The organism is Embleya scabrispora, assembly GCF_002024165.1.
GTDB classification, from domain to species: Bacteria; Actinomycetota; Actinomycetes; order Streptomycetales; family Streptomycetaceae; genus Embleya; species Embleya scabrispora_A.
The window spans coordinates 3341077-3363974 of the sequence record NZ_MWQN01000001.1 but is presented as its reverse complement, the minus strand read 5'-3'; the positions used below and the strand labels follow the sequence as shown (position 1 = coordinate 3363974).

Sequence of the window (22898 nt, the reverse complement as noted above, 5' to 3'; positions counted from 1 at the left end):
CGCCGTGAGCAACACGACGATCACCCCCCAAGCCGCACCGAATCGCCGCAACACCGAGTTGATGATGCTCGGATTCGCGGTCCTGGTGCCGATGCTGGCCTACGCCAACGTGGGACTGGCGGGGGACGGGTCACTGCCCATGGGCAGCGTGATCAAGTACGGCTTCGGCCTCGGCGTCTTCGCGGGAATCGCGCACCTGCTGGTCCGCAAGTTCGCGCCGTACGCCGACCCGCTGCTGCTGCCGTTGGCCACGTTCCTCAACGGCATGGGCCTGATGTTCATCAATCGGCTCGACCTGGACATCGTCAAGGGCATCGGCCTGGGCGGCAGGCACGGCACCGCGGCGGCCGGTTCGCAGCTGATGTACTCGGCGATCGGCATCGGGCTGTTCGTGGGCATCGTGGTGCTCCTGAAGGACCACCGGCTGCTCCAGCGCTACACGTACACGTTCATGGCGCTCGCGCTGGTCCTGCTCGTGTCGCCGATCCCGTTCCCGGGCGACATGTACGGCGCGAAGATCTGGATCCGGCTCGGCCCGTTCAACTTCCAGCCCGGCGAGTTCACCAAGATCGTGCTGACGATCTTCTTCGCGGGTTACCTGATGGCCAAACGCGACGCGCTCGCGCTGGCCAGCCGCAAGGTGATGGGGCTGTACTTCCCGCGCGGTCGGGACATGGGCCCGATCGTGGTGGTGTGGCTGCTGAGCATCCTGATCCTGGTGTTCGAGCGCGACCTCGGCACCTCGCTGCTGTTCTTCGGGCTGTTCGTGGTCATGCTCTACGTGGCCACCGAGCGCACGAGTTGGCTGCTGTTCGGTCTGTTCATGGCCATCGGCGGCGCGGTCGTGGTCGGCACGCTCGAACCGCACGTGCACGACCGCGTGGCGGCCTGGCTGGATCCGCTGGCCGCCTACAACGGCAGCGGGTCGGTACAGTCCGAGCAGCTGGCCCAGGCCCTGTTCGGCTACGGCACCGGCGGCCTGCTCGGCACCGGCCTCAACCAGGGCCACCCGACCGAGATCGGCTTCGCCGCGCGCAGCGACTTCATCCTGACCACGGTCGGCGAGGAGTTGGGCCTGGCCGGGATGATGGCCATCTTCATGGTGTACGCGCTGCTGATCGAGCGTGGTCTGCGTACCTCGCTGGCCGCGCGCGACCCGTTCGGCAAGCTGCTCGCGGCCGGTCTGTCGGTCACCATCGCGCTCCAGGTCTTCGTGGTCGCGGGCGGTGTCACCGGCCTGATCCCGCTGACCGGTATGACGATGCCGTTCCTGGCCCAGGGCGGCTCGTCCGTGATCACCAACTGGGCGCTGGTGGCGATCCTGATCCGGATCAGCGACACCGCCCGCCGGCCCGCACCGCCCGCCGGAACCTTCGACCCGGGCGCGGGAGTTGCTCCTCGTCGCGGCTCGCACGCCTCGGGCCGCGACGGCACTCCGGCCGGGGGCACCACCCCGCCGCCGAGCGCGACGCCCGCCGACGGTTCCTCGGCTCCCGATCCCGAGGCGCTGACCGTGGCGGGCGGGGTGCCGAGCGCCCCCGGTGGCCCCGGCAGCCCGCCTCCGGGCGGCTCCGGAACGCCACCCAGACCATTCGTCCCCCCGCCGAACCCCGGTGGCGGAGCTCCATTCGGCCCTCCGGGCCAGGGCGGCTCCGGCGGGCCGAACCCGTGACCGCCGCACCGCACGTCCAGGGGAGGGAAACACCGTGAACAAACCGTTGAGGCGGGTCTCCGTCTTCTGTCTGATCCTGGTCGCGGCACTGATGCTGCGGGCCAACTGGGTCCAGGTCGTCAAGGCCGACGACTACGCGAACAACAGCCACAACAAGCGGGCGATCTACGAGAAGTACTCGCATCCGCGAGGCGACTTCCTGGTCGAGAACAAGCCGATCACCAGCTCGGTCAAGACCGACGACAAACAGTACGAGTTCCTGCGCAAGTACGAGTTCGGCCCGATGTACGCGCCGGTCACCGGCTACATCTCGCCGTTCGTCGGCAGCAACCTGCTGGAGAACCTCGACGACGACATCCTCAGCGGCAAGGACAGCCGGCTGTTCGTGCGCAAGGTGCTCGACACGGTCACCAACAAGGGCACCCGGGGCGGCAACGTCGCGCTGACGATCAACGCCAAGGCGCAGGAGGCCGCGTACAACGGCCTCAAGGACAAGACCGGCGCGGCGGTGGCGCTCGACCCGGACACCGGCAAGGTGCTGGCGATGGTCAGCACGCCGTCCTACGACCCGAACGTGCTGGCCCAGAACGACCGCAACGCGGTGGCCGAGGCGTATGACCAGATGACCCTGGACACCAATCCGAAGCTGAAGAAGCCGGACACCAAGTTCGACCCGAAGATGCCGATGGACAACCGGGCGCTGCGCTACACCTATCCGCCCGGGTCGACCTTCAAGCTGATCACCGCGGCGGCGGCGCTGTCCGAGGGCAAGGCCAAGCCGAACGAGGCGCCGGCGGTCCCGCTCAAGGGCGACACGCTGTTCTACCCGTCCTCGAACCAGGGCCTGAGCGAGGCCTCGCACCAGGGCTGCATCGGCGCCACCCTGCAGCGGGCGCTCGAACTGTCCTGCAACACCGTCTTCGCCCAGCTCGGCACCGACGTCGGCGAGGCGAAGCTCAAGGAGCAGGCCGAGAAGTTCGGCTTCAACAACTTCGGCAAGGGTGTCAACACCAATCCGCTCGACATCCCCACGCGGGCCAAGCCCAGCCTGTTCCCGGGCAGCAACGACGGCGGACAGCTCATGCGGGCCTCGATCGGCCAGGAGAGCGTGGCGGCCACCCCGATCGAGATGGCCATGGTCGCCGCCGGGATCGCCAACAACGGCAAGGTGATGAAGCCGTACGTGGTGGACGAGTTGCGGGCGCAGAACCTCTCGGTGCTGGAGAAGACCCAACCGCAGATGATCAGCGAGGCGGTCTCGCCCGAGGTCTCGGCACAGCTGCGGGACATGATGCAGGCCGTCGTCAAGGACGGCACCGGCAAGCCGGCCGCGATCCCGGGCGTCGAGGTCGGCGGCAAGACCGGCACCGCGCAGCAGGGGTTCAACAACGGCAAGAAGCCGTACGCGTGGTTCGTCTCGTACGCCAAGGGCCCGGACGGCAAGAGTGTGGCCGTCGCGGTCGTGGTGGAGCCGGACACCGAGATCGACCGCAGCGACATCGCCGGGGGCCAGCTCGCCGGCCCGATCGCCAAGGCGATCATGGAAGCCGTGGTCAAGAAGTGAGCCATGGCACACGATCACCCCGATAGTCACTCCGAGCACTACTGCAATCAGATATCGACGTGCCCTCGTGGCTCGGGTGTGACGGCCCGCCGGGCCGCCACACCGGTACCGTGTCGGAGAACGTGCCGGACCGTCGGGGCAATCGCCGCGGTACCGGCCGGCCGAAGACCGAAGGCCGTGGACCGGTAAGGGAAGGGCTGGAAGTTATGGAAGAGCCGCGTCGCCTCGGCGACCGGTACGAGATCGGCGCGGTCCTCGGCCGTGGTGGCATGGCCGAGGTGTACATGGGCCGTGACATTCGTCTGGGACGCAGTGTGGCGGTCAAGACACTGCGCGCCGATCTCGCCCGTGACCCAACGTTCCAGGCCCGGTTCCGCCGCGAGGCGCAGTCGGCCGCCTCGTTGAACCACCCGGCGATCGTCGCGGTCTACGACACCGGCGAGGACTACATCGACGGGATCTCGATCCCGTACATCGTGATGGAGTACGTGGACGGCTCGACGCTGCGCGAGCTGCTGCACTCCGGCCGCCGGCTGCTGCCGGAACGGGCTCTGGAGATGACCGCCGGCGTGCTCCAGGCGCTGGAGTACAGCCACCGCAACGGGATCATCCACCGCGACATCAAGCCCGCCAACGTCATGCTGACGCGGCAGGGCACGGTCAAGGTGATGGACTTCGGCATCGCGCGGTCCATGGCCGACAACGGCATGACCATGACGCAGACCGCGGCCGTGATCGGCACCGCCCAGTACCTGTCCCCGGAGCAGGCCCGCGGCGAGACCGTGGACGCCCGGACCGACCTGTACTCCACCGGCTGCCTGCTCTACGAACTGCTGACCGAACGCCCGCCGTTCATCGGTGACTCCCCGGTCGCGGTGGCCTATCAGCACGTCCGCGAGGACCCGCTGCCGCCGAGCACGTTCGACCCGGAGGTCTCGCCGACCATCGACTCGATCGTGCTCAAGTCGCTGGCGAAGAACCCGGACAACCGGTACCAGAGCGCCGACGAGATGCGCGCCGACATCGAGCGGGCGCTGCACGGCCTGCCGGTGGGCGCGCCGAGCGTGATGGCCGCGCCGATGGGGGCCGACCCGGCGACGCAGTACCTGCCGCCGACGGCGGGCGGGGCGACCCAGGTCATCCCGGCACACGGTCAGGGCCCGGCCGGCGGGCAGTACGAACTCGACGACAACGACCGCCGCCGGGACGAGCCGAAGAAGTCCCGGGGCGGTGCCTGGATCCTGCTGGCGCTGGCCTGCATCGCGGTGTTGGTCGCCGCCTTCTTCATCGGCAAGACCCTGATGGGCGACGGCGAGGACAAGTCGGCGGCGGTGCCCACCCTGACCGGCAAGACCCTGGAGGAAGCCACCAAGGCGGTGGACAACGCCGGGTTCAAGATCAACATGAACAACGACCCGTCGCAGTGCCCCAAGGACGCCACCGGGACCAAGGGGACCATCTGCAAGCAGACCCCGACGGCCGGAGGCAGCGCCAAGAAGGGCGACACCATCCAGGTCTGGGCCTTCGGCGGCCCGAAGAAGACCACCGTCCCGCCGGGCCTCAAGGGCGCCTCCGAGGAGGACGCGACCAAGAAGCTCAAGGACGCCGGCCTCCTGGCCGACCCCGTGCGCAGCCAGACGCTGACCAACTGCACCCGGGACACCGTCTGCTCGACCAGCCCCGACGCGGGTGCCGAGTTGAACGAGGGCGACAAGGTCACCCTCAACATCTTCACCGGCAAGACGCAGGTGCAGGTGCCGCAGGTGATCGGCCTGAGCTACGACGACGCCAAGGCCAAGCTGGAGAACCTCGGGTTCAAGGTCACCAAGTCCTCCGACCAGTACACGACGGAGAAGCCGGCCGGCCAGGTGTTCAAGCAGAGCGAGAACGCGGGCTCGAAGGTCAACGAGGGCGGCACGATCAACCTGACCGTCTCCAAGGGCCCGGCCCCGGCCACCACGGCCCCTCCGGCCACGGGCACCCCGGGCGGCAACACGGGCACCAGCAGCCCGCCCCCGTCCGGCGGCAACAACCAGGGCGGCGGCAGCGGCAGCAACCCGCTCATGGGCGGCGACCTGAGAGGCGGCCACGGCAACTGGCCGAACTGACCCGAAGGCACCCCCGCACCGAGGCCCCGAGAGCCGAACGCTCCCGGGGCCTCGGCCGTGGGGCCTTCGGTGGGTTCGGGTCAGGGGTCGGGGTGGGTTGCGAGCCACTCCTGGAGTTCGCGGTGGCGGAATTGGTAGGCCGTGCCGGAGATGCGCAGCAGGCCGGCGTCGTAGGACCAGTGCAGGAACGCGCCCAGGCGCCAAGGCAGTCGGCGCCGGGCGCAGCACAGGAATACGAGGTAGCGGCGGCCGGCGCCCGCGAACAGGTACGGACCGACCGGGAGGCCGATCGCCAACCCGGTGGTGAGCCCGCCCACGAAGCCCGCGGTAATTCCGAACACGAGCCCGTACGTGAACCCGACCCCGACCCCGAACGCGAGCCCGACCACAAGATCGTCCCGCACCGGACGGCGGGGGTCGTTGGGAGGAGCGTCGGTCAGGGGCCCCGCAAATGCCACCACCAGACCCGCCGTGCCGCCGACCCCGAGCGCGATCACGACCCCTTCCGCGATCGTTCCCACGAACCCGCCGGCGAACCGGATCGCGACGGCGACCGCGAGCACGATCACGAACACGCCCGTCAGGACGCCGGCAATGACCCGGACGCGGTAGGAGCCGGAGACGTACAGCCGGTGCAGGCGCATGATTTTGGGTTCCGGGATCGTGGCACGGGCTGCGAGCACCACAGCGGCCAGGGCGCCCAGGGCCGGTATGGCGGCGTCGCTCGGCTCGCTTGCGGAGAAGCCGACGAGCGCCAGGGCCAGGGTGCCGAGGATCGCGATCGTCAGGAGTGCGGCGAGTGCGTCGGCGACGCGCACGCGCAGGCGGCCGGCCATGGGCCACAACTCGTGCAGAACGAGGTCGGTGCCGGGGGTCGGCGTCGTGCGGGCGAGGTGGCCGGCGAGTTCGGCGAGCCGGCGGTGGGTCTGCTCGGGACTGTGCCGGCCGGGCCGGGTGGGGTGTCGGCGGACGGCGGCGGGCAGGTAGTGGCCGAGCAGGTGGTCGCGGACCACGCCGGGGGAGGCCAGGGCGCACAGGTCCGCCGGGTCGTGTACCGGGAGCAGCGTGTCGGGGTCGCGTTCCTCGTGGACGGTGGTGGCGAGGTTGAGGCGCCAGGGGGTGTCGAGGGAGCGGGCGAGGGTGCCCGTCGGCGCGGCGTACAGGGCGGCCACGACCGGTTGCCAACGGGTGGGGTCGGTGCTGCGGCTGGTCAGGTAGGCGTCGGCCTGTGCGGGGGTGATCGGGTCGATCTCGATGCGGGCCGCCTCGCGCATCCGTACGTCGAGCGCGGCCAGTTGGCGATACTGCGCGGTGCGGCAGGTGAGCACGACGGGCGCGCTGCCGCCCGCGTCCTGGTAGGCGTTGAGGTGCCGCAGCGCGGCCACGGCGCGGCGGCGCGGCACGGCGGTGGTGTCGGCGTCCATCTCGTCCAGGCCGTCCAGGACCGGGAGGATCCGGTGCCGCTCGACCAGGGTGGCGGCGTCGGCCGCGCTGATGCCCCGGTCGCGGAAGCGCCGGTGGACCTGGTCGGTGAGCCATGTGGCCAGGGGGAGTTCGGTGTTCCAGTCGGCCAGGGAGATGCGTACCGGGACGGGGTCGGCGTCGGTGCGTGCCGGGTCGGTGAGCAGACCCAGGACGAGGTCCAGCGCGAGCACGGTTTTGCCCGCGCCCGGTGCGCCGGTGACGACCAGGCGGGCGGGGCGTACGCCTCGGTAGTAGTCGGTGACCGTGGACAGACGGCCGCCGGCGGCGGCTCCCGTGGCGTTGTTCGCCGGTTCCCGGTGGTATCGGAAGGCCAGGTCGATGCGGTGTGCGCCGTCACCGGTCAACTGGGCGCGCTGCCGGGTCTCCTCGGCCCTGACGGCGGCGGCGAGCACTTCGGCCTTGGCGTTCGGGTCCGCGCCCTCGCGGCGATCGTCGCGGTAGGCGAGCCAGGCGAGGTAGGCGCCCGGCAACGTCGGCGTCAGCGTGACGGCGGTGGCGGACAACCGCGCCACCTGGAACTGCTTGCTCATCCACAGCGCCAACGCCACCGCCACCACTTGGAGGACGAGGTAGATCAACGCCGCCCGCCCCGTTCGCGCTCGCCCCATGCCGCGCATCATCACCGCGGTGGGCACTCGCCGGCGCCCGATCGTCGGCGTCGGTGCCGAACCGTGACGACACCCTCCCGGCGCCCCGCACCGCCCCCACCCGCCCCGCGCTCAGCGGCGCAGGGCCGCCGGCTTCGCGTCGCCCTGTTTCGGGTCCGTCGTGGTGAGTTCGCCCCAATAGATCATGCGGTTCTTGGAGGTGAACTCCGGATCGCACGTGGTCAGGGTGATCAGGCTGCGCCCTGCGGGCCCGCCCAGATCCGGGGGTCGGGCGGTGAGGACCGAGCCGTTGGAGGGCCTGGTGATGAACGGGCCCTTGACGATCGTGTACGTGAACCACTGGGACTTGGTCTCGACCACGACCTTGTCGCCCGCCCGCAGGCTGTTCAGGTGGCGGAACGGCTCGCCGTGTCCGTTGCGGTGGCCGGCGAGGCCGAAGTTGCCGGCGCCGCCGGGGCCGACGTAGGGCGGGTACGTGTAGTGGCCGACACCCTTCGAGAGCGAGGCCAGGCTCGACCCCTCGATGATCGGCTGGTACCAGCCCGAGCCGAGCCTGGGGATCCACAGGATGGCCAGCGTCTCGCCGCGGATGGTGTGCGAACCCACCACCTTCTGGCCGTCCTTGCCGCCGTCCACGCTCACGTCGGTGGGGCCGTCCAGGACGTCGGTGGGCGGCTGCGCGGCGGGCGGTTCGGGCGTGCCCTGTCTGGCCCAGTCCTTGCGCAGTTGTTCCACCTCGTTGCGGGCCTCCGCCCGGGCTTCGAAGTTGGTCCAGTAGAGCTGGTGCACACACAGCAGCAGGCCGACCAGGCCCAGGGTCAGGAGGAGTTCCGCCCCGACGCGAATGGTTTTGCGTACAGCGCCCATGGGTCGACAGCTTGGCACAGACAAGAAGTTCGGTCAGGACCCGGAGACCGGAATGTGATGCGCCGTCACTTCGCCCCGGACAGCAGCGCGTCCGGTTTGCCCTGGGAACGCGGCCGCTCCTCCTCCAGGTGGCCCCAGACGATCAGGCGATACGTCGAGGCGCCGTCCGGCGTGCACGTGGTCAGCGTGATGTAGCGGCCGGGCTTGGTGTACGGCCCCTTGTCGGGGATCGGATCGATCACCTGGATGTGCGACGGCGAGGTCTGCGGCAGGTCCGCGTCGACGGTGTACGTGAAGTACGTGGTCGCGGTCTCCACGACCAGTTTGTCGCCGGGCTTGAGCTTGTTGATGTAGCGGAACGGCTCGCCGTGCCCGTTGCGGTGCGCGGCCACCGCGAAGTTGCCCTGGGCATCCCACGGCATCGCCGTCTTCGGGTCGGTGTAGTGGCCCACCAGGCCGTTGTTGAGCACCTTGCCCCGGTCGGTGCCCTCCGCTATCGCCTGCTTCTCCATCCCGATCCGGGGGATGTACAACAGCGCGAACCCCTTGTTCGGGGCGACGTACTGGCCGGGGTTGCGCGGGTCGATCACCTGGCCGGGCGTGTCGTTCCAGCTCTGCTGTATGTCGTGCGCCTCGTTCCGGGCCTTCTCCGCCGCCACGATGTTCGTCCACCAGGTCAGGTACACCACGTACAGGACCAGCAGTACGCCCACCGTCATCGCGAGTTCCCCCACGAGGCGGGCGCCGGCGGTCAGTATCCGCGCGCCCGTCGACGGCTTGGCCGCCCGCCGCCGGGCGGCGCGTCCGGCGCCCGCGGCCGGCTCCGGGCGGGCCGGCGGACGGGAGCCGCCGCGGCCGGCCTTCTTCCGCTGCGCCTTGCGCCGCTCCGCCCGCCCGCCGGGTACGACCGCGCCGCCGTCCGCCGCGGCCGGCGTCGGCGTCGACCGCGGAACAGCCTCCGGAGCGGGCGCATACGCCGGGTCGAGCACCGGATCGGCGCTCACCACCCCCGCGTCGGTCCGAAACCACGCATCGATCGCGTCGGACGCGTCCGCGGCGTCCGTCGCGCCCACCGTGTCCGGCGCACCCGCCGCAGCCCGCGCCCCCGGCAGCGCCCGAGGTGCCGCCGCCGGCGCCGCCGGCGGCATGAAGACCGCCGTCTCCTCGACCGACTCGGCCCGCTGCCGCTGTGCGGCCCGCCGACGGGCCGCGCGCCCGCCCGGAACCGGATCCGAAACCGCCGGAAGGGCCGCTGTGGGCGGTGCCGTGAAGCCGGGGTCGACCAGGTCCCGCGCATAGTCCTCGGGCGCATACGGGGCCGGTTCACCCGCCCCGTGCCGCCCGCCGCCGCCTGCCCCGTGCCGGCCGCCGCCCGCTCCGTGCCGTCCACCGCCGCCCGAGGCGTGGGAACCGCCTCCGTCCGGACCGTACGAGGCGCCCCCCGACCCGTACGGCCCGGCCGCGCCCGCCCCGTACCCGCCGTCGGGTATCGACCTCTCCGTCAGGCCGGGAGCGGCGTGCGCCCGACGACGGGTGCCAGACCCGCCGACCGGTTCGGCGCCGTCGGGTCCCCGCAGCTCACCAGCCAGTTCGCCAGCATCCGGTGGCCGTACTCCGTCAGCACCGACTCCGGGTGGAACTGCACGCCTTCGACCGGTCGGTCGCGGTGCCGCAGGCCCATGATCACGCCGGTCCCGGTCCATGCGGTCACCTCCAGTTCGGCCGGAATCGTGTCCGGATCCACCGCGAGCGAGTGATAGCGCGTCGCGGTGAACGGCGACGGCAGGCCGGCGAAGACGCCCGCCCCCTCATGCACCACAGGGCTGGTCTTGCCGTGGAGAAGCTCGGGCGCCCGGCCAACGGTAGCGCCGTGCGCCGCCGCGATGGACTGCATCCCGAGGCACACCCCGAAGACCGGCACCCGGCCGCCCTCGCGGCGCACCATCTCCATGCAGATCCCGGCACCCTCGGGTGTACCGGGGCCCGGGGACAGCAGTACGCCGTCGAATTCCTCGGCCTCCTCGACGGTCACCGCGTCGTTGCGCCGCACCTCGCAGGTCGCCCCGAGTTGATAGAGGTACTGCACGAGGTTGAAGACGAAGCTGTCGTAGTTGTCCACGACGAGAATGCGCGCGCTCATCCCGGCAGTCCTCCCGGCAGCGACGAGGGCGACCCCGCTGACCCCGCCGAGGTCGCACCCGCCGGACGCGGCGCGCCGCCGGGTCCGGTGGTGTTCGTCACGCTGTCCTGATCGACCGTCACATCGCTGAACGGCAGCAGGGGTTCGGCCCACGGGAAGACCCACGTGAACAGCGCGTACACGATGGCCAGCACCAGGACCAGGGAGAGCAGGAGCTTCACCCACACGTTCCCCGGCAGGGTGCGCCAGATCCAGCCGTACATCAGGCCAAGGCCCTCTCTCGCTCGCCGCCCGCGCGGTTCGACTCGCTCATCCCCGCTCCGCTCATCCCTGCAACGCCGCCGGCCGACCGGACGACAGCGGGGTGCGCGACTCCAGGTGACCCCAGACGATCAACCGGTGCGTGCTGCCGAACTCGGGTTCGCAGGTGGTCAGGGTGATGTATTTCCCGGCCGTCGTATAGGCCTTCGCCGGCACCGGGTCGAGCACGTGCACATCCTCGGGAACGGTCTTCAGGACCGCCTTGTCCCCGGGAAGGCTGACCGGCTTGTCGATCGAGTAGACGAACCACTCGGTGATGCCCTCGATCACGACCTTGTCGCCCACCTGCAGCTTGGGCACGTTCAGGAACGGGTCGCCGTACGTCTTGCGGTGCCCCGCGATGGCGAAGTTGCCGTCCTGACCCGCCTGCGCGCTGCCCTTGTACCAACCCAGGCCCTTCTGCAGCTCCTTGGGCGTGACCCCGGGCCGGATCGTCTTGTACCAACCGTCACCGAAACGGGGGATGTACATGGTCCCGAAGGGCTCATCGTCCTCGTACGGGGCCTGCGCCGCGGGCACCTGCGCGACCGGCACGTCCTTGGGCGCGGTCGCCCCGATCCGCTTGCGCGCCTCGTCGAGCTTGTGCATCTCGTCTGCCCGCGCACGATCGGCCAGCACGCCGGTCCAGTAGAGCTGATAGACGACGAACAGCAGGATGACGACGCCCAGTGTGATGAAGACCTCCCCGAGGCCTCGCATCGTGGTCCGCAACACTGTCGTCAGACTCCCCTCGGTTCACCGCTGCCGATCACGTCCCGGAGACTTTCGCATACTCCAGGCCCAGCGGGCCCGTATACCCCGGCGCATCGATGCGCTTGCGGTCCTCGACCTTCCACCCGAGGCCGAACGCCTCGACGTAGTCGGTGTAGTTGGACACGCTCTTGCTCTGGTCCAGAGCACGTCGCAGGGCGCCGATGTCGCCGACCGCCGAGATGACGTACGGGGGCGAGTACACCCGGCCGTGCAGGATCAGCGTGTTGCCGACGCAGCGCACCGCGGACGTGGCCACGATCCGCTGGTCCATGATCTGGATCGCCCGCGCGCCGCCGTTCCACAGCGCGTTCACCACGCCCTGGATGTCCTGCTGGTGCACCACGAGGTCGTCGGCGGTGGGCTCGCGCACGCCGGGCACGCGGGACTTGGCGTCGGGCGGGGCGTCGGTCAGGGTGACCGTCAGGCCCTCGCCGGAGACCGGGGTGACCCCGGCCGGGTCCGCGACCGCGTCGATGCGACCGCGCGCCTGGGGGTCGTTGGCCTGCTCCTGGACCAGCCCGTCCACGTCCCGCTGCAGCTTGGACAGGTCCTGCTGGGCACCCTCGTTGCGCCGACCCTGATCCCGGATCACGTCGGAGAGTTTGAGCATCTGCGCGTCGCTGCGCAGATTGGTGCCGTGGGAGGTGTCGGCGCTGATCCAGAAGAGCAGACCGGCCAGGGCGAACACCACGAGTGCGGACAATCGGGGTACGATCGCACGCCAGGACATCCCGGACGGCCGCATGGCGAAGATACGCACGTCGCCGTACCCTCCTTCCGGACCTGACAGCGACTACGCTAACCGACACATCACCGGATCGTGTCGCGTGTGCTGCGCACCCACTCGTCCGGCTACATCGACAGGAGAGACTCTCGTGCCGAAGTCCCGGATCCGTAAGAAGGACGACTTCACCCCGCCGCCGGTCAAGAAGACGACCATAAAGCTGGACTCGCGCCGCTGGGTGGCGCCGTTCATGCTGGCTCTCTTCGCGATCGGCCTGCTGTGGATCGTGGTCTTCTACGTGACCGACATGCGCTTCCCGATCGAGTCCCTGAAGAACTGGAACATCGTCGTCGGCTTCGGCTTCATCGCCGCCGGCTTCGGCGTCTCCACTCAGTGGAAGTAGCGCGTCCGCGCAGCTCAGCGAGTTCTCCCGGGGAGACTCCACAGAGTTATCCACAGTGGGGATAACTGGGCAGATCCTGTGGATAACCCATTACGGTCCAACGACCGGCCGGGATGTGGGTAACGGCTCGCATCCCGGATTCATCACTCCGGGTCATTGGTAGGACTCATCGAGTGACCACGCTCGGGCTTCGGACGGCGCCCGGGGTCGCGTACCGGCTGCCTCTTGCTCTCTTGCCTCAGACGATCTGCGCGGTCCGGATCAGCACGATCGCCACGACGATCGCCAACACCGCGAGCAGGCTGCCCACCTGGACCAGGGTCCGCTGCCGCGCCGGCGCGTAGACCACACCGATCGCGGCGAGGGTGCCCGCGACCAGTCCCCCGAGGTGTGCGCGCCAGTCGATCGTGCTCATGTTGAGGAACGTGATCATCAGGTTCAGCGCCAGCAGGATGATCAGCGGTTTCAGGTCGTAGTTCATCCGCCGACCGAGCACGATCATCGCGCCGAACAGCCCGAACAACGCGCCCGAGGCGCCCAGCGAGCCCTGGTTCGGTTCGGCGATCAGATACGACAGCGCGCTGCCGCCCAGACCCGCGACCAGGTAGAGGGCGACGAACCGGCTCCGGCCCAGCGCCGCCTCGAGCGGCGGCCCCAGCATCCACAGGCCGAGCATGTTCAACCCGATGTGCCAGAACTGCTGGTGCAGGAACGTCGCGGTGAGCAGGCGGTACCACTGGCCCTCGGCAACACCCTGCCACTCGCCGCCCATGAAGAAGCGGCCGACCAGTATCCACCGGTCCACGAACGTGTTGCCGACGACTTGGACCAGCACGAAGACGGCGAGGTTGAGCCCGATCAGGGTCTTGGTCACGATCGCGGTCGCGGTCGTGGGCGCGACCCGGCCACCCGCGACGGTGCGCGCCTCGCGTACCTGCCGACTGCCCTGCCGGACACAGTCCGGGCACTGGAAGCCGACGGACGCGCTCACCATGCAATCGCCGCAGACGGGCCGCTCGCAGCGCGTACAGCGAATGTTCGACTCCCGATCGGGATGCCGGTAACACACGGGCGGACCGGCCGGACCGGTCGCGCTCGGCTGCTGCTCGTCGGGGCTCATGCTCACCTTCAGGCACGCGCCGCGGGCCGGGACCCGAAGGCCCCGGCCCGTGCGCTCGGGGTTCAGGACGAGACGGTCTCGACCTCGACCGTGTTGATCACGACGTCGGAGGCGGGACGGTCGCGCATGTCGGTCTGGGTACCGGCGATCGCGTCGACGACCTTGCGGCTCTCCCCGTCGGCGACCTCACCGAAGATGGTGTGCTTGTTGTTCAGGTGCGGCGTGGCACCCACGGTGATGAAGAACTGCGAACCGTTGGTGCCCGGTCCGGCGTTGGCCATCGCCAGCAGGTACGGCTTGGAGAACGCCAGGTCGGGGTGGAACTCGTCGGCGAAGCGGTAGCCGGGGCCACCGGTGCCGGTGCCCAGCGGGTCACCGCCCTGGATCATGAAGCCGGAGATGACGCGGTGGAACACGGTGCCGTCGTAGAGGCGGTCGGTGGTCTTCTGCCCCTTGGCCGGGTGGACCCACTCGCGCTGCCCCTGCGACAGCTCCACGAAGTTCGCGACCGTCTTCGGTGCGTGGTTCGGGAACAACCGGATGCGGATGTCCCCGTGGTTGGTCTTGATGGTGGCGAAAAGTTCCTCGGCCACTGATGCGCCTTCCCTACGGTTACACGGACGGTCTTCTTGAATCCTCGAAATCCTCGCATGCCGCGGGCGGCTCCTGCCACGAGACCGTCGCGGACACCGTTCCACCGTACGGATCCCGCGCCGATACGCGGCGCATGATCCCGGGATCGTCGGGAACAGATAGCGGATGAACCCGGCGAGGAGGAGGATGTCGTGACCCGCATGGATCCGGTACGCGAGGCAACCGGCAGGACGAGGGACCGGCTTGCCCCACACGCCGCGCATGCCAAGGAGGCGGCGATCCACTACGCGGGCGCGGCGCGTGAGCGAGCGGTCGAGACCACCCGCGACAAGGTGGTACCCGCGCTGGTGAACGCCAAGGAGACGGCCGCACCGCACGTCGGGCACGCCGTGGAGACGGCCCGCCATCGGGTCCGCCACGACGTTGTTCCGCGTGTGCACTCGGCGGTCGACCAGGCCCGGGGCGCCGCCGAGCCCGTCCGCGACGAGGCCCGCCTGCGGGCCGGCGCCGCACTGTCCGTCCTCAAGGGCGAGATCAGCGCCGAGGACGTCGCCCGGGTCGGCCGCGCCAAGCGGCGTCGGGCGCGCGGCCGCAAGTTCCTGTTGATCACGCTCGTCGCGGGCGGCGGCTTCGCGGCCTTCTCGTGGTGGCGCCGTCGCAACGCCCGGCCGGAGTGGCTGACCGACGAACCCGACGAGGCCCTCCAGGGCTCCGCCACCACCCCGCGCACTCCCGCTTCCCTCGACGACGAGGTCAAGCTCACCGAGGACGAGTTCCGCTCGACCGCCCCGAAGCGGGACACCGACTGACCCGCCCGAGCACACGACGAAGGGCCCGGCATCATGCCGGGCCCTTCGTCGTATCGCGAGCTGTGGATTCTTGGATGAATCCCGCGTGGAGCCTAGGGGAGTCGAACCCCTGACATCTGCCTTGCAAAGGCAGCGCTCTACCAGCTGAGCTAAGGCCCCTCGTACCGAACCAGGTTAGCGGCAACCGGGCCGCGATTTCACGACACCTCACCCGGGGAATGGCGGCGTTTCACGTGAAACGTGGCACTCCCCGGGTGGGGTCAAGCCTCTGCGGTGTCTCCCGCACGATCTGCTCAGCGAGTGCCGGTACCCGCCGGAACCGCGTCCGTCGCCTCGGTCCACAGATCCTGCTCGGCCCGATCCGCCTGAATCTGCCGGTAGACCAACAGGCCGGCTACAGCAGCCAAAGCCACCAGGATCAGCTTCTTCATCAGCGTGGCCTCTCCGTCCTGCGAGTGACGTTCGTGCACCTGTCCGCGTGCCGTGGGCGCTGCGGTCGGGTCGGGCTCGACAATAACAGGTGGACCGAGGCACCGACCAATACCGAAAGTCGTGGTCCGAGCGCAGGTCGTCGGCCTCCGGCGGAGCCGGTCCGCGCAGGTCGCCGCCCGTTTCACGGCCTCGAACCACCCCCGCGTACCGGCCGATCGGGCGCGACCGGACCCCGGACTCAGGCACCCGACCGCACGTGCAAGTCGATCCCGCTCGTCCCGGGCTCCTCGATGCCCGACAACAACCGCATCTCGCGGTCGTAGTCGCCGCCGACGAGCGAGCGGAAGGCCACCGGCTCGTCGGTGAACAGCGCGTCCAGCCGTCGGCCGTACTCCTCCTTCGCCGCCTCGAACCGCTCCGGCGAGACGTCGTTCGAACCGAACACCGCGAACGGCTCCAGCGGGGTCAGGCCGGCGAACCAGAACAACCCGTGCTGGAGCGGGAAGAGCAGTTCCGCCAACCGCCCGTGGATGCCCCGGTCGGAGAACGCGGTCTCCCGGGCGCCGGCCGTCACCGACAACAACGCCCGCCGCCCGGCCAACGCGCCCTCGCTGTACGGGGGCGGGACCTCCGGACCGTAGGCGAATCCGGCGGTGAACACCCTGTCGATCCACCCCTTCAACATCGCCGGCGCGGAGAACCACCACATCGGGAACTGCAGGACGACCGCGTCCGCCCAGAGCACCTTCTCCTGCTCGGCGGCGATCTCCGGGGCCAGCCGCCCGGCCAGCGTGGCCCGCTGCGACTCGGCCATCACCCGAAGGCGGTCGTCCGCGACGTGCTCCGGGAAGTCGTCGCCGTCCACGGCCGCCTTCCACTTCATCGCGTACAGGTCGGACACCCGCACGTGGTGCCCCGCCGCCCGCAGCCGCTCGACGGCGAACTCGGTCAGCGCGCCGTTGAGCGAGCGCGGCTCGGGATGGGCGGCGACGACGAGGACCTTTCGCGGCGAGGTCGAGGGCGAGGGCCGGCCGGTCTGCGGTGTGGTGGGGTTCATGGGACCAACGGTCCTCCGGGCGCGAACGGGTAGCCAGGACCCGGTTCAACCGGCGGAACCCCGTTCCTGGTATCACGAGGACCACACAGGGCCGGTCCGGGCGGTGCCCGCGCATACTTGACCGCATGAACGGGGTGGAGCAGGGCGAGCGTACGACCGGCACCGAGCGGCGCACCGGGGTGGCGGCCCCGCCCGCGGCGCACACCGACGACGAGGTCGAAGGCGTCGGCGATGCCCGGCGCGCGCTGGGCGGCTTCCTGCGGGCCCGCCGAAGCCGCGTCGCACCGGAGCACGTCGGGCTCGTCGGCGGCCATCGACGCCGGGTCCGCGGCCTGCGCCGCGAGGAGTTGGCCCAGCTCGCCGGGATCAGCGTCGACTACTACGTACGCCTCGAACAGGGTCGGGCCACCCAGCCCTCCCCGAGGTGCTCGACGCACTCGCCCGGGCGCTCGGCCTCGACGCCGCCGAGCACCGACACCTGATCACGCTGGCCGGCACCCGCCGCATCCCCGCGCCAACGGCCCGGGTCAGCCCGCTGATCCAACAGATCCTGGACTCGCTGACCCGGCTCCCGGCCTTCGCCACGAACCACCGCCTGGACACGGTGGCCTGGAACGACCTGGGCGCCGAACTCGTCGGCGGCCTGGCCGACCCGGGCCGCCGCGACCGCAACAACGCCAGGTTCCTCTTCCTCGACCCCGGCTCCCGCCTCGTGTTCCCCGAGTGGGAGGAACGGGCCGAGGACGCGGTGGGCCAACTGCGGGTCTCGGCCGGGCGCTACCCCGACGACACGGAGCTGGCCGCGCTGATCACCGAACTCTCCACGCACAGCGCCGATTTCCGGCGGATCTGGGCCACCGGAAAGGTGCTGGTCTGCGGCGCCGGCCACAAGAGCGTGCACCACCCGGCGGTCGGCCCGATGCATCTGGACTACGAGACGCTGCGCGTCCCCACCCCGACCGGTGACACCGCCCTGGAGATCCACGTCTTCCGCGCCCGCCCGAACTCCCCGGCGGCAACCGCCCTGTCCCGCCTGGCCACACTCGTCGCACAGGCAACCACCCCCGACCCGGCCGAAGCCACCGAAGCCTCTCCGATTTGATCGAGCCCCGACGACCGGGAACACGCTCCGATGCGGCGCATCCGGACGGACACGGCCTGTCGGTTCGACATCGCTATCCAACGACGACGGCACTTGATAGCTTCGCTCTCCTCTTGATCTCAGCAACGGAGGGTGAAGATGACCCTTGCTGTACGGGGCCACCTCTTGTTGATCGAGAGCGCACGGGGTCGTGCGTCCCGTCGACAACTGCGCGGCACCGGCGCCAACCTGGGCGCGATGACCGAGATACCTCCGGCGTGCTTCGCTCCTCGCGCCTCGGGTGTCGATGTGGTTCAGATCGATGACGCGGTCAACCCGCACGCGGTGTTGAGCCGCATCAAGGCGGCGGCGCGCATCCCCGGGCCCGTGGTCGTGTACGTCTCGGGTCTGCTGATGTTCGATCGCACCGACGCCGCGCACCTCGGTCTTCGGGACTCCACACCGCGGAGCGTGCGCTATGACGGCCTGCCGTGGGAGTGGCTGGTGAACGCGCTTCGTTCGCGGCCCCACAGCCACACACTGGTCATCGCGGACTTCGCCACCGACACACAGAGCTGGGCCCGACTACGCGACGGCGCCCCGGTGCCACTGACGAACAGCCTTCCGGTGTGGGGCGTGATCAACCCGCCGGCCAAGTCGGCGGACGGTACAAGCCCGTTCACCCGCGCACTGTCCGCCGTGCTGTCGCGGGGCGTACCCCGGGCGCCTGCCGAGGTGCATCCGTCCGACATCCACCGTGCGGTGGTCGAACGGGCGGGCCTGGCCGTCGACACCGTGGAACTCGTACCGCACATGCCCGGGTTGCGCCTGGAGAACGTCCACCCCGGGGCGCCGCCGGCCGCGCTCGCCGCCTCCGGGGCCACGACCGCCGAGCCGCCCACGCGGATACTCCTGCAACCGTCCGACCCGGCGACGTACACGGGAGATCTCACCCGGATTCGCACGGCCAGTGAAGCGGGTGACCACGCGGTGGCCGTCCTCGTGGCCCAGGAGCTGGACAGCCGCCTGGCGACCACCCTGGGGGTCGACCACCCCGATTCATGGGCCGCTCGGGAAGTGCACGCCTGGGCGTCGGCGATGGCCGGCCGCTACCTGCAGGCCTGCGAGCTGTACCGAGACGTCGCCCGCCGACGCATGCGGGGCCTGCCCCACGACCACACGACCGTCGTCGGCCCCACCGACTGCGCCCACGCGGCGTGGCTACGCATTCCCAACGGAGACGACGCGCGTCGAGTGGGCCCGTCGATCGTCGCCCTACGGGAACTCGTACCCGGCCCCGGCGAAGCCCTCTCGGCCGCGCGGCGCCACCTGACCCGACTCCGCGACGACGACCCCGAGGTACAAATGAGCCGCGGCCCCGAAGCCTGGTCCACCTACCTCGGCCGCCAAACCCGCCGTCCCCCCAGCCCCACCGCCACCCCGACAACAGACCCTTCGAACTCCGCCGCCTGAACCCTTTTCACCCCAAAACGATCGAGGGCCCTTCCCCAATGCATGGGAAAGGACCCTCGACTCGCATGTACGTAAGTGGGCCTAACAGGACTTGAACCTGTGGCCTCTTCCTTATCAGGGAAGCGCTCTAACCGTCTGAGCTATAGGCCCGCGTGCGTGCTCAGAGAGCGTACCGCACCGCTTGCCCGCCACCAAAATCCTTAGTCCTCCTCCGCCAGGGTGACCTCGATGCCTCCGGTGAAGGATGCGGTGAGGTTGTAGAGGAAGGCGCCGAGGGTGGCCAGTGCGGTCACCAGGATGACGTCGACGATGGCCACGATGCCGCTGAAGAAGAGCGTGTTCTTCAGGGACAGGGAGTGTTGGAGGTCGAAGCCGGAGTTGTTCTCCGACTGGGTCGCCTCCTTCACCGTGTCGCCGACCGAGGCGAATACGCCGAGGCCGTCAAGCACCAGCCACAACACGGTCACCGCCACCATCAGCACCACGCCCAGTGCCAGGGACAGCAGGAAACCGACCTTCATCACCGACCACGGATCCACCCGGGCCGCCCGCAGTCGGGCCCGCCTCGTGCGCGCGCTCGGCCGCGCTTGCGGCTCCGAGCCCGATCCGGGCCGCCCCCCTTGCTGCGCCATGGGCTGCCCCGGCTGGTGAGCGGCCGACGGGGCCCCGCCGGCCGGGGTGCCCCGGGTCGGGCGCGGCGTGGTGATCGTGCCGCCCGCCGTCGGACGGGCCGCGGCCGGCCTGCCGTTGACCGCGGCCGGCGGCCGCTCCGTACCCTCGCTCGCCGCGGCCGCGGCAGGGAAGGGGGACGCGAACGGGGTCGGCCCCGCGGGACGCGGCGGATGCGCCGCCGCGTCCCGGGAGGCACCGGCCCCGTGCGCGGGAGGTGGACCGGCCGGCCTCGGCGGCACCGCGTCCGGCGGCGCCGCCTCGCTGCGACCCGTGCTGTCAGCGCGCCCGCCGGTTCGACCCCGGTCGGCGCGCTCGCCTCTCCCGCCGGCCGACTTCCGGTCTGTGCTCACGCGTCACCCTTCCTGCCCGCCGGGCGCAACCTCCCCTGCGATGGTGGAGGTCGGCTCGTGCGTGCCATCGGCCGCACCGGCTTCGGCCCCATCGACCTCGTCAGGGTCGATCTCGGCCTCGGGCTCAGGTTCGGCGTTACGTGCGATGCCGACAACGGCGTCGCCCTTACCCAGGTTGATCAGCTGCACACCCATCGTGTCACGTCCGGTGTGCCGGACACCCGCGGCGCGGGTACGGATCACTCCGCCGCCGAGGGTGATGGCCAGGATTTCATCCGTGTCGTCCACCACGAGCGCCCCGACGAGTGACCCGCGGTCCTCGACGATCTTGGCGGCCTTGATGCCGAGGCCCCCACGACCCTGGACGCGATACTCGTCCACACTGGTTCGCTTCGCGAAGCCCCCATCGGTGGCGGTGAACACGAACGTGCCCTCGCGCACCACGTTCATCGACAACAGTTCGTCGCCTTCGCGGAAGCTCATCCCCTTCACCCCGGACGTCGCGCGACCCATCGGCCGCAACGACTCGTCCGTGGCGGTGAACCGGATCGACTGCGCCTTCTTGCTGACCAGGAGCAGGTCGTCGGCCGCGGAGACCAGCTCGGCGCCGATCACCTCGTCGTCGTCACCGGCCTCGTCCGAGCGCAGGTTGATCGCGATCACGCCGGCCGAGCGATTGGTGTCGTACTCCTTGAGCGCGGTCTTCTTCACCAGACCGGCCTTGGTGGCGAGCACCAGATACGGCGCGACCTCGTAGTCGCGCAGGTCGAGCACCTGGGCGATCTTCTCGTCGGGCTGGAACGCCAGCAGGTTGGCCACGTGCTGCCCACGCGCCTCGCGACCGGTGTCCGGCAGTTCGTACGCCTTCGCCCGATACACCCGGCCCTTGTTCGTGAAGAACAGGATCCAGTGGTGCGTGGTGGTCACGAAGAAGTGGTCGACGATGTCGTCCTGCTTCAGGTGGGCCCCGCGCACACCCTTGCCGCCGCGCTTTTGCGAGCGGTACAGGTCGGTCCGGGTGCGCTTGACGTAGCCGCCCCGGGTGATGGTGATGACGATGTCCTCTTCGGCGATCAGGTCCTCGATGGACATGTCGCCGTCGAAGGGCACCAGCTGGCTGCGCCGGTCGTCGCCGAACTTCTCGACGATCGCGGCCAGTTCCTCGCTGATGATCTGCCGCTGCCGCTCCGGCGAGGCCAGGATCGCCTGGTAGTCGGTGATCTTCGCCATCAGCTCGTCGTGCTCGGCGGTGATCTTCTGGTGCTCCAGCGCGGCCAGGCGACGCAGCTGCATCTCCAGGATCGCGTTGGCCTGGATCTCGTCGATCTCCAGGAGTCCGATCAGGCCGGTACGCGCCTCGTCCACCGTGTTCGAGGCCCGGATCAGCGCGATGACCTCCTCGATCGCGTCGAGGGCCTTGAGCAGACCGCGCAGGATGTGGGCGCGCTCCTCCGCCTTGCGCAGCCGGAAGCGGGTCCGCCGGACGATCACCTCGATCTGGTGGTCCACCCAGTTGCGGATGAACAGGTCGATCGAGAGCGTGCGGGGCACACCGTCCACCAGCGCGAGCATGTTCGCGCCGAAGGTGTCCTGCAACTGGGTGTGCTTGTACAGGTTGTTCAGCACGACCTTGGCCACCGCGTCGCGCTTGAGCACGATCACCAGGCGCTGCCCGGTGCGCGATGAGGTCTCGTCGCGCACGTCGGCGATGCCGCCGATCTTGCCGTCCTTGACCAGGTCGGCGATCTTCTGCGCGAGGTTGTCCGGGTTGACCTGGTACGGCAGTTCGGTGACCACCAGGCACTGCCGGTTCTGGATCTCCTCGACCTCGACCACCGCGCGCATCGTGATCGAGCCGCGCCCGGTGCGGTACGCGTCCTCGATGCCGCGCCGGCCGACGACCAGCGCGCCGCTGGGGAAGTCCGGGCCCTTGATCCGCTCGATCAGCGCGTCCTGCAGTTCCTCCGCGGACACGTCCGGGTTCTGCAGGAACCACTGCGCGCCCGACGCGACCTCGCGCAGGTTGTGCGGCGGGATGTTGGTCGCCATGCCGACCGCGATGCCGGCGGACCCGTTGACCAGCAGGTTCGGGAACCGGGCCGGCAGGACGGTCGGCTCCTGGTTGCGGCCGTCGTAGTTGTCCTGGAGATCGACGGTCTCCTCGTCGATGTCCCGGAGCATCTCCATGGACAGCCACTTGAGCTTGCACTCGGTGTACCGCATGGCCGCGGCCGGGTCGTTGCCCGGCGAGCCGAAGTTGCCGTTGCTGTCCACCAGCGGCATGCGCATCGACCACGGCTGGGCCAGGCGCACCAGCGCGTCGTAGATGGAGGTGTCGCCGTGCGGGTGGTACGTACCCATGACGTCACCGACGACGCGGGCGCACTTGTAGAAGCCCTTCTCGGGCCGGTAGCCGCCGTCGTACATCGCGTAGAGCACGCGCCGGTGCACCGGCTTGAGGCCGTCGCGCACGTCGGGCAGGGCGCGCGAGACGATCACGCTCATCGCGTAGTCGAGGTAGCTGCGCTGCATCTCGGTCTCGAGCCCGACCGGCTCGATCCGCAGGCCGCCGGTGCTGTTCACCGCGTCCTCCTGGTCGCCTTCGGGCGCCGGGGTGTTCTCATCGGCCATTGCTGGTCAATGTCCTTTCGAGCTGTGACGTGGG

Annotated in this window: 21 protein-coding genes and 2 tRNA genes; 8 read left to right on the top strand and 15 right to left on the bottom strand. The window is 70.0% G+C overall.

What is annotated here, in order from left to right; genetic code table 11:
- The first annotated feature begins 4 nt into the window (after positions 1 to 4).
- From B4N89_RS14955 to pknB, 3 genes are all read left to right on the top strand, one after another.
- Positions 5 to 1672, top strand: coding sequence for an FtsW/RodA/SpoVE family cell cycle protein (locus tag B4N89_RS14955; RefSeq protein WP_078976333.1), 1668 nt, complete (start codon positions 5 to 7; stop codon positions 1670 to 1672).
- A gap of 34 nt (positions 1673 to 1706) precedes the next feature.
- On the top strand, positions 1707 to 3236 hold the full coding sequence (locus B4N89_RS14950; RefSeq protein ID WP_078976332.1) for a peptidoglycan D,D-transpeptidase FtsI family protein: 1530 nt from the start codon (positions 1707 to 1709) through the stop codon (positions 3234 to 3236).
- Positions 3237 to 3442: 206 nt separating this feature from the next.
- Positions 3443 to 5344 (top strand): Stk1 family PASTA domain-containing Ser/Thr kinase, encoded by a 1902-nt coding sequence (pknB, locus tag B4N89_RS14945; RefSeq protein WP_078976331.1) that lies wholly within the window; start codon positions 3443 to 3445, stop codon positions 5342 to 5344.
- Positions 5345 to 5424: 80 nt separating this feature from the next.
- On the opposite strand, the gene B4N89_RS14940 is transcribed toward pknB, so the two are convergent.
- From B4N89_RS14940 to B4N89_RS14910, 7 genes are all read right to left on the bottom strand, one after another.
- The gene (locus B4N89_RS14940; protein WP_161500722.1) at positions 5425 to 7437 is read right to left on the bottom strand and encodes an NACHT domain-containing protein; all 2013 of its coding nucleotides are present in this window, start codon (positions 7435 to 7437) and stop codon (positions 5425 to 5427) included.
- 111 nt (positions 7438 to 7548) lie between these two features.
- Complete coding sequence (locus B4N89_RS14935; RefSeq protein ID WP_078976329.1) at positions 7549 to 8304, bottom strand: class E sortase; 756 nt, start codon at positions 8302 to 8304, stop codon at positions 7549 to 7551.
- A 65-nt stretch (positions 8305 to 8369) separates the two neighbouring features.
- The gene (locus B4N89_RS14930; protein WP_078976328.1) at positions 8370 to 9452 is read right to left on the bottom strand and encodes a class E sortase; all 1083 of its coding nucleotides are present in this window, start codon (positions 9450 to 9452) and stop codon (positions 8370 to 8372) included.
- Positions 9453 to 9805: 353 nt separating this feature from the next.
- Positions 9806 to 10444: an aminodeoxychorismate/anthranilate synthase component II gene (locus B4N89_RS14925; protein WP_078976327.1), complete on the bottom strand. Its 639-nt coding sequence runs from the start codon at positions 10442 to 10444 to the stop codon at positions 9806 to 9808.
- Complete coding sequence (locus B4N89_RS14920) at positions 10441 to 10707, bottom strand: hypothetical protein (protein WP_078976326.1); 267 nt, start codon at positions 10705 to 10707, stop codon at positions 10441 to 10443. Before B4N89_RS14920 ends, B4N89_RS14925 begins: the two co-directional genes overlap by 4 nt.
- A 61-nt stretch (positions 10708 to 10768) precedes the next feature.
- Positions 10769 to 11464, bottom strand: a complete 696-nt coding sequence (locus B4N89_RS14915) for a class E sortase (RefSeq protein WP_078979366.1) — start codon at positions 11462 to 11464, stop codon at positions 10769 to 10771.
- Between the two features lie 49 nt (positions 11465 to 11513).
- The gene (locus tag B4N89_RS14910) at positions 11514 to 12263 is read right to left on the bottom strand and encodes a DUF881 domain-containing protein (RefSeq protein ID WP_078976325.1); all 750 of its coding nucleotides are present in this window, start codon (positions 12261 to 12263) and stop codon (positions 11514 to 11516) included.
- A gap of 130 nt (positions 12264 to 12393) precedes the next feature.
- Here B4N89_RS14910 and crgA point away from each other — a divergent pair, with 130 nt between their 5' ends.
- A complete protein-coding gene (gene crgA / locus B4N89_RS14905; RefSeq protein WP_078976324.1) occupies positions 12394 to 12645 on the top strand; it encodes a cell division protein CrgA in 252 nt (83 codons plus the stop codon).
- Between the two features lie 238 nt (positions 12646 to 12883).
- On the opposite strand, the gene B4N89_RS14900 is transcribed toward crgA, so the two are convergent.
- Together B4N89_RS14900 and B4N89_RS49790 are read right to left on the bottom strand one after the other, a co-directional pair.
- A complete protein-coding gene (locus tag B4N89_RS14900) occupies positions 12884 to 13765 on the bottom strand; it encodes a rhomboid family intramembrane serine protease (protein ID WP_078976323.1) in 882 nt (293 codons plus the stop codon).
- 62 nt (positions 13766 to 13827) lie between these two features.
- Complete coding sequence (locus B4N89_RS49790) at positions 13828 to 14358, bottom strand: peptidylprolyl isomerase (protein ID WP_161500721.1); 531 nt, start codon at positions 14356 to 14358, stop codon at positions 13828 to 13830.
- Positions 14359 to 14559: 201 nt separating this feature from the next.
- Here B4N89_RS49790 and B4N89_RS49785 point away from each other — a divergent pair, with 201 nt between their 5' ends.
- A complete protein-coding gene (locus B4N89_RS49785; RefSeq protein WP_235618918.1) occupies positions 14560 to 15168 on the top strand; it encodes a DUF5324 family protein in 609 nt (202 codons plus the stop codon).
- An 86-nt stretch (positions 15169 to 15254) separates the two neighbouring features.
- Here B4N89_RS49785 and B4N89_RS14885 read toward each other — a convergent pair.
- The 3 genes from B4N89_RS14885 to B4N89_RS14880 form a co-directional block, all read right to left on the bottom strand.
- A tRNA-Ala gene (locus tag B4N89_RS14885) sits at positions 15255 to 15327 on the bottom strand.
- 134 nt (positions 15328 to 15461) lie between these two features.
- Positions 15462 to 15599: a DLW-39 family protein gene (locus B4N89_RS50710; RefSeq protein WP_170222265.1), complete on the bottom strand. Its 138-nt coding sequence runs from the start codon at positions 15597 to 15599 to the stop codon at positions 15462 to 15464.
- Positions 15600 to 15838: 239 nt separating this feature from the next.
- Positions 15839 to 16657: an NAD(P)H-dependent oxidoreductase gene (locus B4N89_RS14880; RefSeq protein ID WP_078976320.1), complete on the bottom strand. Its 819-nt coding sequence runs from the start codon at positions 16655 to 16657 to the stop codon at positions 15839 to 15841.
- Between the two features lie 125 nt (positions 16658 to 16782).
- Between B4N89_RS14880 and B4N89_RS51375 the strand changes: the two genes are divergently transcribed.
- From B4N89_RS51375 to B4N89_RS14870, 3 genes are all read left to right on the top strand, one after another.
- Positions 16783 to 17139 carry a helix-turn-helix domain-containing protein gene (locus B4N89_RS51375; RefSeq protein WP_235618622.1) on the top strand — a complete coding sequence of 119 codons (357 nt, stop codon included), beginning with the start codon at positions 16783 to 16785 and terminating at the stop codon, positions 17137 to 17139.
- The gene (locus tag B4N89_RS14875) at positions 17082 to 17759 is read left to right on the top strand and encodes an XRE family transcriptional regulator (RefSeq protein WP_235618621.1); all 678 of its coding nucleotides are present in this window, start codon (positions 17082 to 17084) and stop codon (positions 17757 to 17759) included. Before B4N89_RS51375 ends, B4N89_RS14875 begins: the two co-directional genes overlap by 58 nt.
- A 138-nt stretch (positions 17760 to 17897) precedes the next feature.
- Positions 17898 to 19211 carry a hypothetical protein gene (locus tag B4N89_RS14870; RefSeq protein ID WP_143657967.1) on the top strand — a complete coding sequence of 438 codons (1314 nt, stop codon included), beginning with the start codon at positions 17898 to 17900 and terminating at the stop codon, positions 19209 to 19211.
- Between the two features lie 76 nt (positions 19212 to 19287).
- Here B4N89_RS14870 and B4N89_RS14865 read toward each other — a convergent pair.
- The 3 genes from B4N89_RS14865 to gyrA all read right to left on the bottom strand — a co-directional run bounded on the left by B4N89_RS14865 (position 19288) and on the right by gyrA (position 22864).
- Positions 19288 to 19361: transfer RNA gene (locus B4N89_RS14865), tRNA-Ile, on the bottom strand.
- A 50-nt stretch (positions 19362 to 19411) separates the two neighbouring features.
- Positions 19412 to 19732 carry a DUF3566 domain-containing protein gene (locus B4N89_RS14860; protein WP_414646367.1) on the bottom strand — a complete coding sequence of 107 codons (321 nt, stop codon included), beginning with the start codon at positions 19730 to 19732 and terminating at the stop codon, positions 19412 to 19414.
- Between the two features lie 504 nt (positions 19733 to 20236).
- The gene (gyrA, locus tag B4N89_RS14855; protein WP_078976317.1) at positions 20237 to 22864 is read right to left on the bottom strand and encodes a DNA gyrase subunit A; all 2628 of its coding nucleotides are present in this window, start codon (positions 22862 to 22864) and stop codon (positions 20237 to 20239) included.
- Between the last annotated feature and the right edge of the window lie 34 nt (positions 22865 to 22898).

Excerpts from the sequence above, each read along its gene's own strand:
- B4N89_RS14920 (WP_078976326.1), bottom strand. The coding sequence starts at position 10,707 with ATGTACGGCTGGATCTGGCGCACCCTGCCGGGGAACGTGTGGGTGAAG.
- gyrA (WP_078976317.1), bottom strand. The coding sequence starts at position 22,864 with ATGGCCGATGAGAACACCCCGGCGCCCGAAGGCGACCAGGAGGACGCG.
- B4N89_RS14900 (WP_078976323.1), bottom strand. The coding sequence starts at position 13,765 with ATGAGCCCCGACGAGCAGCAGCCGAGCGCGACCGGTCCGGCCGGTCCG.
- B4N89_RS14880 (WP_078976320.1), bottom strand. The coding sequence starts at position 16,657 with ATGAACCCCACCACACCGCAGACCGGCCGGCCCTCGCCCTCGACCTCG.
- pknB (WP_078976331.1), top strand. The coding sequence starts at position 3,443 with ATGGAAGAGCCGCGTCGCCTCGGCGACCGGTACGAGATCGGCGCGGTC.
- B4N89_RS14940 (WP_161500722.1), bottom strand. The coding sequence starts at position 7,437 with ATGGGGCGAGCGCGAACGGGGCGGGCGGCGTTGATCTACCTCGTCCTC.
- B4N89_RS14935 (WP_078976329.1), bottom strand. The coding sequence starts at position 8,304 with ATGGGCGCTGTACGCAAAACCATTCGCGTCGGGGCGGAACTCCTCCTG.
- B4N89_RS50710 (WP_170222265.1), bottom strand. The coding sequence starts at position 15,599 with ATGAAGAAGCTGATCCTGGTGGCTTTGGCTGCTGTAGCCGGCCTGTTG.
- B4N89_RS14930 (WP_078976328.1), bottom strand. The coding sequence starts at position 9,452 with ATGCCGCCGGCGGCGCCGGCGGCGGCACCTCGGGCGCTGCCGGGGGCG.
- B4N89_RS14910 (WP_078976325.1), bottom strand. The coding sequence starts at position 12,263 with ATGCGGCCGTCCGGGATGTCCTGGCGTGCGATCGTACCCCGATTGTCC.
- B4N89_RS14860 (WP_414646367.1), bottom strand. The coding sequence starts at position 19,732 with ATGAAGGTCGGTTTCCTGCTGTCCCTGGCACTGGGCGTGGTGCTGATG.
- B4N89_RS14870 (WP_143657967.1), top strand. The coding sequence starts at position 17,898 with ATGACCCTTGCTGTACGGGGCCACCTCTTGTTGATCGAGAGCGCACGG.
- B4N89_RS14915 (WP_078979366.1), bottom strand. The coding sequence starts at position 11,464 with ATGCGAGGCCTCGGGGAGGTCTTCATCACACTGGGCGTCGTCATCCTG.
- B4N89_RS14925 (WP_078976327.1), bottom strand. The coding sequence starts at position 10,444 with ATGAGCGCGCGCATTCTCGTCGTGGACAACTACGACAGCTTCGTCTTC.
- B4N89_RS51375 (WP_235618622.1), top strand. The coding sequence starts at position 16,783 with ATGAACGGGGTGGAGCAGGGCGAGCGTACGACCGGCACCGAGCGGCGC.
- B4N89_RS49785 (WP_235618918.1), top strand. The coding sequence starts at position 14,560 with ATGGATCCGGTACGCGAGGCAACCGGCAGGACGAGGGACCGGCTTGCC.